Raw genomic sequence first — 12,330 nt, 5'->3', positions numbered from 1 at the left:
TCATCCTTACATTTCAATTAATAAACGTTTTAAGCCTTTTTCTTCTTGCACTTGAAAGCGCTCAACGTGCTTTTGCGTTGGGGTTTTTGGTTTCCAATCGGCAGCCAGTGCCAGCGGTGGGATTTTTAATTCTTCCGGCGTGGTTAATTCCACGTTGAATTTTTTGATAATGAAGTCGTTAAATTCATCGTGGCTATCCCTGCCGGTTTGTGGATCATATTCACCGGATTGCACAAATAAGCCCTTAAATAGCGCAATTTGTGCTTTATTTTTCGTCATAAATTCATCAATTAAGGCTTCGGCGGTGAATCGGCAAATCTGCTTGCGGAAAGTGAGAAAATCTTGTTTGGCGGTGTAAACTTCTTCGCGCTTGTCGTAAAGTTTTTGTTCTAAGTCTTCATTCAAGGCAGTGAAGAAATCCACACGTGATTTTAATTCCGCTTTTAATTTTTGCGTGGCGCTGTAATCGTCAAGGGTAAGTTCGCTTTCTGTCTCAAATTTTGCCTTGATTTTGGCGATTTCCGTTTCAAACTCGTGGCGTACTGCCGCAATCGTAGCGTTATTTTTCGCCTGTTTGCGCTCGAGTGTATTCAATTCATCAGAAAGGGCGATGAGTGCCGCTTTTTTGCCGTTGAAGTCGCTTAAAAGTGCGGTCAATTTCGCTTGTTTTTCGGGGTGTTGTAGGGTGAGTTGGGTCATTTTTTGCCTGCCTGTTTTGCTTTGTTGTTGCGTTGTTCGATGCGTGCATTCATCCATGCGCGCACTTCACTTTCTAGCCATGCTTTCGCATTGCCGCCTAGATTTACGGCTTCGGGGAATTTCCCTAGCCGCGTTTTGTCGTAAATCGTGGAGCGTGAAAGCCCCGTGAGGTTTATCACGTCATCCACTCTTAAAAAGCGTTCGTTTTGTGTGTTGTCCTTCATCATTTGCCCTATGGTGTAGTGCCTTGTATCCATTAGCCAACGAGTAAGCCCGGTGAGTCCGTTTTGTTGTTGCATTTTTTACCTAAAAAAATTTGGTGCGCTGTGTGTCCGTGCGTTACGCCTCGGAGCGGTTTTTATTATGGATAAATCAGGAATAGCACGCATTAAGTGGCAAGTGTGGCGGGGTGTTTCACAAAATCGGTGGAAAAATTAAGAGCAAATTCAACCGCACTTTTTATCAATGCGGGGAACTGTCCGATTTTGGATGCTAAAAATTGGGCTAAATTGGCATTTTTACGCCTAAATTTTGCGTTTTTCTGCGTTGGTTTGCGTTGATGAACGAATATTTAAAACATCGAGGTGCGCCAGTATTGGCAAGGCTTGAAGGGCTTTTAAAATTTGCGTTGAAATCACTACAAAAAGCGTGCGGGCGTGGCGAGGGTTTGCTAGCGATTTTTCGCAAGGGCAAATCGTTTAAAAATCAGGGGGAAATTAGGCTTTTTAGTATTGTGGGGCTTGTGTTTTTGATATAATAAAGCCATAGAAAAACCAGTAAGGACAAGGGTTTATCAATGTTTAAACGTGGGCTAACTTATGCGCTTGTCGCCGTGATTGCATTGGGTTTTATCAATCCGGCAATAGCGGAAAAAAAGAAAAAGGGTAGTGGCATAATTAAAAAAGCGGTCGCCGCCTATGTTGTCTATAAAGTCGTTAAGCATTACAAAGATAAAAAGGAAGAGCAACAGGCAAAGAATAAACAACATCAAGATCACTATGTTGAGCCTTACTATGATGAAGAATGCGAGGATGAAGACGAGTGCGAAGAAGAATAAAGGGCGGAACGCGCCGCCCCATGATGGTCTAGGCTTTCATAGCCTCTAACTTGCATTGCTCTACATAATCGCCCCAACATTGCATAATGGCTTGTCTTGATTTCCATTTTTTAGATTTATCATACGCCTTGCGAACTTTGCCCCTATTTTCATGAGAAAGGCATAATTCGATTGATTCAGACGAAAAACAGTCTAATTCATGTAAATAAGTGCTGGCAATACTGCGTAAGCCGTGAGCAACTAATAAATCTTTAAATCCCATTCGTTTCAATGCCACATTAGCCGCACCGCTATTCATTGGTCGATTATAGGGAGCAACACGGCTACAAAATACATATTTACGGTTGCCCGTATAACGGCGCATTTGCTCTAACACATTCAAGGCTTGAGAGGAAAGCGGAACACTATGCGCACGTTTACCGCCTTTCATTCGCTCTGCCGGAATATGTAAGGCTTTCGCCTCCCAGTCAATATCAGCCCATTCAATCCTCACCGCCTCGGAACTTCTCAAAATGCTCAATAACTGCCACTCGATTAAAAGTGCGGTCGGTTTTTTAATATCTGAATTTTGCAAAACCTTGAACAAGTGCGGCAATTCTTCGGGGGTTATGGTTGGATGATTCTTTGTCTCCACATAAGTAAACTCATCGTGAATCTTTCTAAACGGATTTTTCACGATTAAATCTTCATCCTCCGCCATTCTAAAAATCTGATTAATCGCAATATTGATTTTATAAAGCGTATTGGAATTTTTCAGTGGTGAAAGCGCCGGGCCAAAAGTCTCATAATTTGCCTCATCAATCGGCAAGTCTGCGATTTTAGGGAATAAATGCAACTCCACGCGGCGAAAAGCCTCATTAACGGTTTGCGCCTTGAGTTTCCCCAATTTTAACCGCTTATCGCGCCATCTCGTCGCCATTTCTGCAAAGGTGATTTTCTTTTCTTCTACCGGATTAAGTAAAGATTCACGATATACACGAGGATCAATGTGACGAAGAACAAGCCCCCTATATTCCCGTGCCATATCTCGCGCGTCAGTAAGGGAAAGCGTCGGATAATCGCCCAGCTTGATTTTCTTCAGCTTTTTCGCAAATTTATATTCAAAATAAAACGTTTTCTTTTTACTCGGCATAACACGGATAAAAAGCCCTGATTCTTTGCCGTCATATTTTCTAAATTCTTTCTCTTGAGGTTTAAGAGATTGAATAGTGGAATCGGAGAGAGGTTTAACTAATTTCATAATGAAAGCCTTTGTTATGGTTAAACATTAGCCGTTTTAACTCCACAAAAAGTAAGCCCAAATTGCTAGGGAGTTAAATAGGGAGTTAAAAACGACAACAAAGACAAACAATAGCGAACGAAAACAACAAATAGAAAGCTGTTAAAGTGTTGTTTTTACGTTGTTTTTTGACAGAAAAGACGTTATTTGACAAGCTACATGGCGGTGAGAGGGGGATTCGAACCCCCGATGCACTTTCGCACATACACGCTTTCCAGGCGTGCTCCTTCAACCACTCGGACATCTCACCGTGTTGAGGTGCGCAAACTATAAAGATTTGAATCGCCTTAGTCAAGTTTTTTGAGCTAGAACATAAAAATCCTCACAAATTTTCGTTAGAATAATGGCGTTTTATTCACTTTCTGTCGTTTTTTTATGCACATTAAATCATTATTTTCCAAAAATGTGTTTTTGGCTGTTAAGCCCTTCAGCGCATTGAAGGATTCATTTCGTCTTGGTTATACAAAAAAATCACTCCTTCAAGATGTTATTGCAGGTTTAACTGTGGGTGTGATTGCCATTCCGCTTTCCATGGCATTGGCGATTGCCAGCGGTGTGCCGCCACAACATGGGCTTTATACTGCTATTATTGCAGGCATAATCATCGCCCTAACCGGTGGCTCACGTTTTAATGTTTCCGGCCCCACTGCGGCTTTTGTGGTGATTTTATATCCCGTTACCCAGCAATTTGGTTTAAGTGGTTTGCTGATGGCAACCCTACTTTCCGGCGTGATATTAATTTTAATGGCATTATTCCGTCTCGGTCGCCTCATTGAATATATCCCTCTGCCGGTTACCCTCGGTTTTACCTGTGGTATTGGTATTACAATTGGAACACTCCAAATTAAAGATTTTCTCGGTTTGACGATTGAACAAATGCCGGCTCATTATTTGGAAAAAATTCAAGCAATTTTGACCGCACTTCCCACAATAAATTGGTCTGATACGTTGGTAGGCCTCACCACGTTGTTGGTTTTGACCCAATGGTATAAATTACGCCTCGCCATACCGGGGCATTTACCTGCGGTGATAATTGGAACCCTTGTTGCATTAGTTTTACAGTATTTCGGTTTTCATGTTCAAACTATTGGCTCTGCTTTCCAATATACCTTACCGGATGGCACGATAGGGCAAGGTATTCCCAATGTACTGCCCGATTTTGTCTTGCCGTGGAATGTGCCCAATGCACAAGGGGAAGTGATTCAATGGAATTTTGATAGCTTGCAGGCCTTGTTACCTGCGGCATTTTCAATGGCGGTATTGGGGGCGATAGAATCCCTTCTTTGTGCCCTGGTGCTAGACAATATGACAGACACCAAACACCATTCCAATAATGAATTATTAGCTCAAGGTTTAGGCAATATCGTTTCGCCCTTTTTTGGCGGCATTACCGCAACCGCAGCGATTGCCCGCTCCACCGCCAATGTTAAATCCGGTGCGGTTTCGCCCATTGCCAGTGTGGTACACGCCCTTTTAGTATTATTTGCTTTATTACTTTTCGCTCAAGCCCTTTCTTATTTACCGCTTTCATCAATGGCCGCCCTGCTTTTAGTCGTGGCATGGAATATGGCCAGTGTACAGGAAATCATTACCCTTGCCCGCCGCTCCAGCAAAAATGAAATCGCGGTATTATTCACCTGTTTAATTTTGACCGTATTGTTTGATATGGTGATTGCGATAAGTGTGGGTGTATTGCTCGCCAGCCTACTCTTTATCCGCACCATAGCCGAAATGACGAAAGCCATTGAGCATAATGCACCGGAAGATCTGAATGATGTGTTGGTTTATCGCATCAGTGGACCTTTATTTTTTGCCGCTGCAGATAAATTATTTGCAGATTTACATGACAAAACCGTGCATACGGATCACGAAATCAAGCATATTGTCTTACAGTGCGATGCGGTGACCGTGTTAGACACAGGGGGAATTCATGCCCTTACCCGCTTTGTACAACATATGCTACCCCACCAGCAACTTTACTTATGTAACATGCAATTCCAACCTTTGAGAATGTTAGTGAAATCAAACACCACACCTGAAATACAAAAAATTAATTTTGCTTCGGATTTAAAAGAAACTTTTAATAAAATTCGTGATTTTGAGCGTGTTAATCCGTCGTGAATAAATAAAAGCGTGCTAGAATAGTGCGCTTTTTTATTAACTGAGAAAGGAATTTTTTATGCGCCCAAATAACCGAGAGAATGATCAACCCCGCCCAATTAAAATTACCCGTCATTATACGAAACATGCGGAAGGTTCGGTTTTGGTTGAATTTGGGGAAACCAAAGTGCTTTGCACCGCCAGTGTGGAAGAAACCGTTCCCCGTTTTCTGAAAGGTCAAAATCAAGGTTGGGTAACGGCTGAATACGGTATGTTGCCACGCTCCACCCACAGCCGTATGCCACGAGAGGCGGCAAAAGGCAAACAAGGGGGGAGAACCTTAGAGATTCAACGTTTAATCGCCCGTTCTTTGCGTGCCATGGTCGATTTAAACGCACTGGGTGAACGCACCATCACCTTAGACTGTGATGTCATTCAAGCCGATGGCGGCACTCGTACCGCTTCGATTAGCGGCGCTGCCGTTGCCTTATGTGATGCCATTAACGGATTAATGGAAAACGGGAGTTTAAAAACCAATCCAATTAAAGCCTTAGTTTCAGCCATTTCCGTGGGGATTGTGGAGGGGGAAGCGGTATGTGATTTAGAATATATTGAAGATTCAGCCGCCGAAACAGATATGAATGTGGTGATGATGGAAGACGGCAGAATGATCGAAGTCCAAGGCACGGCAGAGGGTGAACCTTTCAACCATGAAGAATTACTCACTTTATTAGCATTAGCCAAACAAGGCTGCCAACAAATTTTTGCCGCACAACGTGAAGCCCTAGGCTTATAAGGATAAAACGTGGAACAATATAAACGAGATTTTATTGAATTTGCCTTAAGCCGTCAGGTATTGAAATTTGGCGAGTTCACCTTGAAATCAGGACGTAAAAGTCCGTATTTCTTTAATGCCGGATTATTCAATACCGGCGCAGATTTAGCCCGTTTGGGCGAATTTTATGCCGCAGCGATTCAAGCAAGTGCGGTCGATTTTGATGTCATTTTTGGCCCCGCTTACAAAGGGATCCCTATTGGCACCACCGTTTCTGTGGCATTGTTTAACCGTTACAACCTGGATAAACCGGTCTGCTTTAATCGCAAAGAAGCCAAAGATCACGGTGAAGGTGGCAATTTAATCGGCAGCCCACTGCAAGGCAAAATTTTATTAGTCGATGATGTGATCACCGCAGGCACAGCAATCCGTGAATCGATGGAACTCATCAACGCTAATCATGCCGAACTTGCTGCCGTATTCATTGCCTTAAATCGCAAAGAACGTGGCAAAGGCGAACTTTCCGCTATCCAAGAGGTGGAACGAGATTATCAATGCCGTGTCTTATCCATTATTGATTTAGACGATTTAATGCAGTTTATTGAGCAAGATCCAAACTATCGTGAGCATTTGAGTGCAATGCACGCCTACCGAGCTGAGTTTGGCGTATAAAACTTGATAAATCGATCTTTGTCGCTATTTTAGAAAACACGGTGAAAAACAACCGCACTTTTTAGAGGAAAAGCATGAATTTTATTGGAAAAATGTTAGGGGTGTTTATCGGCTGGAAAATCGGGGGATTTTTTGGTGCCATTGCAGGGCTGATTTTAGGTTCTATTGCCGATAAAAAGTTATACGAACTGGGGGCGGTGAATTCGAGCTTTTTCAATCGAAAAACCACACGCCAAGCCCTTTTTATGCAAACCACCTTTGCCGTATTGGGGCATTTGAGTAAAGCCAAAGGCCGAGTAACGGAAGAAGATATTCAACTGGCTAACCAATTAATGGCACAGATGAAATTAGACGATCAAGGTCGCCGTCTTGCCCAAGATGCGTTTCGCCGTGGCAAAGAAACGGATTTTCCTATTCGCCAAGTCATTCGTGAATTTCGTATCGGTTGTGGACAACGTGCCGATTTATTACGAATGTTCTTACATGTGCAAGTGCAGGCAGCCTTCTCAGATTCGCAACTACATGAGGGTGAAAAAGAAGTCCTTTATGTGATTGCTGAAGAACTTGGGCTTTCCCGCATGCAATTTGAGCAAATGATCGCAATGGAAATGGCGGCTCGTGCTTTCACGCAAGGCGGTTTTTATCAGCAATATCAGCAAGGTGCCTATCAACAAGGGGGGCATTACGAATATCAACAAAACCAAGGAGCATACCAACGTACTTCCGGTCCAACCTTAAACGATGCTTATAATGTGCTGGGGGTGAATGAAACGGATGATCGCAATACCGTCAAACGGGCCTATCGCCGCTTAATGAATGAACACCACCCGGATAAATTGGTCGCCAAAGGATTACCCCCTGAAATGATGGAAATGGCAAAAGAAAAAGCACAACAAATTCAAGCCGCTTATGATTTGATTTGCAAATCAAAAGGCTGGAAATAAAACGTGCGTGTCATTCTCGCCCCTATGCAAGGCGTACTGGATCCTTTCGTACGCCAACTTCTCACTGAAATCAACGATTACGATTTATGTATTACGGAATTTATCCGTGTGGTTGATCAGTGCCTGCCTGAAAAGGTGTTCTATCGTTTATGTCCTGAACTGAAAAGTCAGGGTTTCACCCCCTCAGGAACAGCAGTTCGGGTGCAATTACTTGGACAACATCCCGATTACTTAGCCGAAAATGCCCTCCGAGCCATTAGCTTGGGTTCGCACGGTATTGATTTTAATTGTGGTTGTCCTTCTAAAACCGTGAACGGTAGCCACGGCGGGGCGGCATTACTCAAACAACCGGAATTAATCTATCGTGCCACACAGGCTTTACGGAAAGCCATCCCTCTATCTTTCCCGGTGAGTGTGAAAGTGCGGTTAGGCTGGGATGATGTTTCCCAAGCAATGGAAATTGCCGATGCCGTTCAACAAGGCGGGGCAACCGAGATCACCGTGCATGGTCGCACCAAAGCTGATGGTTATCGTGCCGATCGCATCAATTGGGAAAAAATCGGGGAAATCCGTAAACACCTTTCCATTCCGGTGATTGCAAATGGGGAAATCTGGCATTGGCAGGATGGACAACATTGCCTTGCTACCACCGGCTGCCAAGCTTTAATGGTGGGACGTGGTGCATTAAACATTCCAAATTTAAGCCATGTACTCAAATCAAACACCACCAAAATGCCTTGGGTAGATATTCAAAAATTATTACAAAAATACGCCGAAATGGAAAATTTTCACGATTCAGGCTTTTACCATGTGGCACGCATTAAACAATGGTTACGTTATCTAAATAAAGAATACGATGAGGCGAATGTCATTTTTGAAAAAATAAAAACCTGCCAAACAGCAGAAGCGTTGCGGCAACGATTACATCAACCCCATTGAGATCAAAGTGCGGTCAATTTTGACCGCATTTTTGCAACTCGCCAATATGATAGCCAATACACAAGATCCTTATTGCAATAAAAGAAAATCTACTATAATGCGAGGGGTTAATTTCGGAAGTCATAAACTATGAATATTCAAAATGTGATTTTATGGCGGCGTTTCTTCTCCGGTGTGGCCTACACCGCAATGCAAAGCGTCTTTTTTATCTATTTACAAAACAATAAAGGCTTTGATACCTCGCAAATTGCCAGTGCCTTTTCATTGTTAGTCTTTGCCAGCCAAGCCTTTTCTTTATTTGCCGGCGCATGGGGAGACAGTTTCGGTCGCTCAAAAATGATGCTTATCGGTTGTTTAATGGATGCGGCTGCCTATATTTTGCTGATTACCACAGACTATTACCCACTTTTGTTATTGGCAACCTTCTTTTTTGGTTTAGGTAGCACATTATTTGGCACCAATGCCCGAGCTTTACTGCTTTCAACGGCCGCAGATAATTATCAGGATAAAGCCAAAGCACAGGGAAAATTTTTGCGTATTCAAAGTTTGGCTTCAATGTTTGCCCCGCTACTCGCCCTACCGTTTTTACATTTCCAATTACCGGAAATGTTGATTTGGTTAAGCTGTGCTATTGAAGTATCCATGTTGCTCTTTATGCTTGTTGCCGTGAAAGAAGCCCCTTGCAAAGTAAGAAGCAGCGCCTTTCGATTTCATAATATGAAGCAAATATTAACTAAACGCTTCATATTTGCTCATTTATTACTCTTTATCCCACTGGCGATGAGCACCTCCTTTTATATTATTTTCCCTTATATTTTCAGTAATTTATTGGATAATCCCGAATCTATCCCTCTTGCTTTTTTTATCAATAATTTGATTGCGGTACTATTCCAAGCCCGCTTTTCCAGAAAGCTTGATTTTGGCGTAGTAAAACTCACCTATATTGCACCGCTTTTGGTGATTGCGCTGATTGTGCCTTGGTTTTATGTTATCGATTTTCTTTCTTTTATCACGGCTTACCTTTATTTAATACTCTTTGCCTTTGTCAGCCTCTTTGCCAATACAGCCATGGCCAATATGCTTGTGAAGTTAGATAAAGGCGTGAACCAAGGGCTTATGTTTGGCACCTCTAAGCTCATTTTAGCCGGTACCACCACCTTGGTGATGAACATTATTCCCGTCGTCTTTTTAATTTGGTAAACAGCATGAAATTACGCCATGTTTTTTTCTCGCTTTTGTTATCACTTGCTATCAGTGCGATTGCTATCGCACCTGCATTATATGATATGCGAAACCGTGACTCAGAACAGCTTGAGCTGGCACAATTGTACACACAGCTTGTGATCGCTCTTGAAAACGAAAACTACCTTAAACTTGATCAATTACTTGCTGATGATTTTGTATTAACCGTCATCCGCAATGGAAAAAGGGAACGCTTTACAAAAGCGGATTGGCTAAAAAATTTAAAAGACGGCGTGCTCTATTACGATATGTTGAAAGCTATCAAAGTGCTTCCTATCGGAAAAGATAGGTTAACCGCAACCTACGATTTAAAAGCCTCATTTTTTGGTGAGCAAGTAGAAGCCATGCGTTTAAAAATGTACTTCCGCACCCGTATGAACGAAGGGCAACGCCAAATCAACCGAATGTGGATTAATTGGGATAAAAATCAAGGGAATTGATTGTATTAAAAAGCTCTCTAGTGTTATCACATGAGGGCTAATCGACTTCAGTTATGACCTAAGAAATAAAAATGATTAAGGAAGTGAATATATAACAAGATATGCAATGATATACAAAAAAACATATCACTACATATCTTGTTAGATTTTAGACAGTGTTAGAAATGCGGGAAGATAGTTATGCTATGAGTTACTCCTTTTCCACATCACCCAACAATGCTGCATACTTTACCGTATTAGGGTCGGCTTCTAAGGCAATTTTTAATGCCATGGTGAGGGGAACGGAAAGGAGCATCCCCACGGTTCCTAACAGCCATCCCCAAAATAAGAGGGAAAGGAAAACCACTAAAGTGGAAAGCCCAAGACGTTGCCCCATCATTTTAGGTTCAAGAATATTACCAATCACCATATTGATGGCAATCACGCCGGTTGTTACTGCAAAACCAATACCAAAACCATTTAATAATAAAGCCTGTACGATAATAGGAATGGCGGCGATGATTGAACCAATATTCGGAATATAATTAAGCAAGAAACTGAGTGTTGCCCATAAAATGGCATATTGAACACCGCAGGCTTCCAACAAAATGAAAATCGCAACACCGGTCAGTAAACTGGTGATACTTTTAATGCCAAGGTAGCCAATCACCCCCTGTAAAATGCGGTCAATATGCCGTTCTTCTTTTTCTACATCATGAGGAGTAGCGCTTATCACAACGGCGAATTTGTGTTTCATTGTCGGTGCTTCCGCAAGCATAAAAATCACCACCAGCACCAAGACGAAGGCATTGCTCACCACACCGGAAAAATTGAGTAACACTCGGCTCACCAAATTCATGATGATACTCGGATCGAAATATTCTTGAATCGTATCTCGAGAAAAAGAAAGCGGTAAGTTAAAACGTTGTGCCAATGCCATCAGATCATTGATTCGTTCTGAAAGCAAGGTTTTATATTGGGGAATCGATTGGGTAAATTCCCGAGCACTGCTATTAATTAACCCGATTAAAAAGAAGAAAATCAGGGAAATAAAAACAAATAATAGTACCATTGCCAACCAGTGAGGCACTCGTCTATCGGTCATTGATTTAATTACCGGTGAACAAATAATGGCAATAAAAAGTGCCAGTAAAAATGGCACAACAATTTCTGCGGCTAATTTGATCCCTGCTAAAATCACAACAACGGCAGCAATACCTAACAAAGTGCGGTGTAAATTTAAGTTATTTTCCACTAGATCGCTTCCTCATTTTCTTCACCGGTTCGAATGCGGATCACCCGTTCGACATCATAAACAAAGATTTTTCCATCGCCAATTTTGCCTGTTTGACAGGTTTCTACAATGGTTTCAAGGCATTGTTCGAGTAAATCATCAGGCACGACAATTTCCATTTTCACTTTAGGGAGAAAATCCACCATATATTCTGCCCCACGATAAAGCTCTGTATGCCCTTTTTGGCGACCGAATCCCCGCACTTCAGTGACGGTCATCCCGCTAATACCAATGTCGGAAAGATTTTCACGCACATCATCTAATTTAAAGGGACGAATCATTGCTTCAATTTTTTTCATTTTCTTTCTCCAAATTTTCTCGTTTTGCCGATTTTGGGCGGAAACTTGCAATCACTTCCGGGTGGGTATCAATATACAGGCCACTAATGAGTTGTAAACAATAAGGGACAGCGCTAAAAATACCGTTCACTAACACCTTGCCCTCTTTGTTTTTCACCCCCTCTAAGGTTTCTTTAATGGCTTTTGGCTGCCCGGGTAGATTTAAAATCAAACTCTCTTTGCGAATAACCCCTACCTGACGGGATAAAATCGCTGTGGGAACAAAGTGTAAACTTACTTGACGCATTTGCTCACCAAATCCGGGCATTTCACGATCAGCAACCGCCAAAGTGGCATCAGGCGTTACATCCCGTTTTGCAGGCCCCGTTCCCCCCGTGGTTAACACAAGATGACACCCCCGCTCATCCACCAATTCTTTGAGTGTTTGTTCAATAATGCCTTGTTCATCGGGAATTAATCGGGTTTCTACAGAGAAAGGATCGATTAATGCCTTTTCTAACCAAGCCTGTAATTCAGGAATCCCCTGATCTTGATAGATACCGGATGAAGCTCTATCAGAAACGGAAACCAATCCTATTTTTAAAAGTGCGGTCATATTTTTCCTTAAATTT

Annotated in this window: 15 protein-coding genes and 1 tRNA gene; 9 read left to right on the top strand and 7 right to left on the bottom strand. The window is 42.3% G+C overall.

Annotated features, from left to right (window positions below; translation table 11 throughout):
• Positions 1 to 6 precede the first annotated feature (6 nt).
• Together BKK48_RS02085 and BKK48_RS02080 are read right to left on the bottom strand one after the other, a co-directional pair.
• Positions 7 to 699, bottom strand: a complete 693-nt coding sequence (locus BKK48_RS02085) for a hypothetical protein (RefSeq protein WP_077426550.1) — start codon at positions 697 to 699, stop codon at positions 7 to 9.
• Positions 696 to 998 (bottom strand): helix-turn-helix transcriptional regulator, encoded by a 303-nt coding sequence (locus tag BKK48_RS02080; RefSeq protein WP_244154849.1) that lies wholly within the window; start codon positions 996 to 998, stop codon positions 696 to 698. The genes BKK48_RS02085 and BKK48_RS02080 overlap by 4 nt, the downstream gene beginning before the upstream one ends.
• A 260-nt stretch (positions 999 to 1,258) precedes the next feature.
• Between BKK48_RS02080 and BKK48_RS02075 the strand changes: the two genes are divergently transcribed.
• A complete protein-coding gene (locus BKK48_RS02075) occupies positions 1,259 to 1,456 on the top strand; it encodes a hypothetical protein (RefSeq protein ID WP_077426549.1) in 198 nt (65 codons plus the stop codon).
• A 39-nt stretch (positions 1,457 to 1,495) separates the two neighbouring features.
• On the top strand, positions 1,496 to 1,756 hold the full coding sequence (locus tag BKK48_RS02070) for a hypothetical protein (protein ID WP_077426548.1): 261 nt from the start codon (positions 1,496 to 1,498) through the stop codon (positions 1,754 to 1,756).
• A 28-nt stretch (positions 1,757 to 1,784) separates the two neighbouring features.
• Here the strand turns inward: BKK48_RS02070 and BKK48_RS02065 are convergent, their stop codons facing one another.
• Positions 1,785 to 2,996 (bottom strand): tyrosine-type recombinase/integrase, encoded by a 1,212-nt coding sequence (locus BKK48_RS02065; protein ID WP_077426547.1) that lies wholly within the window; start codon positions 2,994 to 2,996, stop codon positions 1,785 to 1,787.
• Between the two features lie 199 nt (positions 2,997 to 3,195).
• Positions 3,196 to 3,285: transfer RNA gene (locus BKK48_RS02060), tRNA-Ser, on the bottom strand.
• Positions 3,286 to 3,410: 125 nt separating this feature from the next.
• Between BKK48_RS02060 and dauA the strand changes: the two genes are divergently transcribed.
• The 7 genes from dauA to BKK48_RS02025 all read left to right on the top strand — a co-directional run bounded on the left by dauA (position 3,411) and on the right by BKK48_RS02025 (position 10,147).
• Positions 3,411 to 5,156, top strand: a complete 1,746-nt coding sequence (gene dauA, locus BKK48_RS02055) for a C4-dicarboxylic acid transporter DauA (RefSeq protein WP_077426546.1) — start codon at positions 3,411 to 3,413, stop codon at positions 5,154 to 5,156.
• 58 nt (positions 5,157 to 5,214) lie between these two features.
• The gene (gene rph / locus BKK48_RS02050) at positions 5,215 to 5,931 is read left to right on the top strand and encodes a ribonuclease PH (RefSeq protein WP_077426545.1); all 717 of its coding nucleotides are present in this window, start codon (positions 5,215 to 5,217) and stop codon (positions 5,929 to 5,931) included.
• A gap of 9 nt (positions 5,932 to 5,940) precedes the next feature.
• Positions 5,941 to 6,582 (top strand): orotate phosphoribosyltransferase, encoded by a 642-nt coding sequence (pyrE, locus tag BKK48_RS02045; RefSeq protein ID WP_077426544.1) that lies wholly within the window; start codon positions 5,941 to 5,943, stop codon positions 6,580 to 6,582.
• 74 nt (positions 6,583 to 6,656) lie between these two features.
• On the top strand, positions 6,657 to 7,526 hold the full coding sequence (gene djlA, locus BKK48_RS02040) for a co-chaperone DjlA (protein WP_077426543.1): 870 nt from the start codon (positions 6,657 to 6,659) through the stop codon (positions 7,524 to 7,526).
• Positions 7,527 to 7,529: 3 nt separating this feature from the next.
• On the top strand, positions 7,530 to 8,465 hold the full coding sequence (gene dusC / locus BKK48_RS02035) for a tRNA dihydrouridine(16) synthase DusC (RefSeq protein WP_077426542.1): 936 nt from the start codon (positions 7,530 to 7,532) through the stop codon (positions 8,463 to 8,465).
• Positions 8,466 to 8,594: 129 nt separating this feature from the next.
• A complete protein-coding gene (locus tag BKK48_RS02030; RefSeq protein WP_077426541.1) occupies positions 8,595 to 9,665 on the top strand; it encodes an MFS transporter in 1,071 nt (356 codons plus the stop codon).
• Between the two features lie 5 nt (positions 9,666 to 9,670).
• On the top strand, positions 9,671 to 10,147 hold the full coding sequence (locus tag BKK48_RS02025) for a hypothetical protein (RefSeq protein WP_077426540.1): 477 nt from the start codon (positions 9,671 to 9,673) through the stop codon (positions 10,145 to 10,147).
• Positions 10,148 to 10,337: 190 nt separating this feature from the next.
• On the opposite strand, the gene BKK48_RS02020 is transcribed toward BKK48_RS02025, so the two are convergent.
• From BKK48_RS02020 to mog, 3 genes are read right to left on the bottom strand one after another with little or no spacing between them, the layout of a single operon-like run.
• The gene (locus tag BKK48_RS02020; protein WP_077426539.1) at positions 10,338 to 11,381 is read right to left on the bottom strand and encodes an AI-2E family transporter; all 1,044 of its coding nucleotides are present in this window, start codon (positions 11,379 to 11,381) and stop codon (positions 10,338 to 10,340) included.
• The gene (gene glnB / locus BKK48_RS02015; protein WP_077415422.1) at positions 11,381 to 11,719 is read right to left on the bottom strand and encodes a nitrogen regulatory protein P-II; all 339 of its coding nucleotides are present in this window, start codon (positions 11,717 to 11,719) and stop codon (positions 11,381 to 11,383) included. The genes BKK48_RS02020 and glnB overlap by 1 nt, the downstream gene beginning before the upstream one ends.
• Positions 11,706 to 12,314 (bottom strand): molybdopterin adenylyltransferase, encoded by a 609-nt coding sequence (mog, locus tag BKK48_RS02010; protein ID WP_077426538.1) that lies wholly within the window; start codon positions 12,312 to 12,314, stop codon positions 11,706 to 11,708. Before mog ends, glnB begins: the two co-directional genes overlap by 14 nt.
• Between the last annotated feature and the right edge of the window lie 16 nt (positions 12,315 to 12,330).

It is taken from the genome of Rodentibacter heidelbergensis (assembly GCF_002000125.1).
GTDB classification, from domain to species: domain Bacteria; phylum Pseudomonadota; class Gammaproteobacteria; order Enterobacterales; family Pasteurellaceae; genus Rodentibacter; species Rodentibacter heidelbergensis.
Note: the sequence above shows the minus strand (reverse complement) of the source record. Positions and strands in the feature narration are given on the sequence as shown.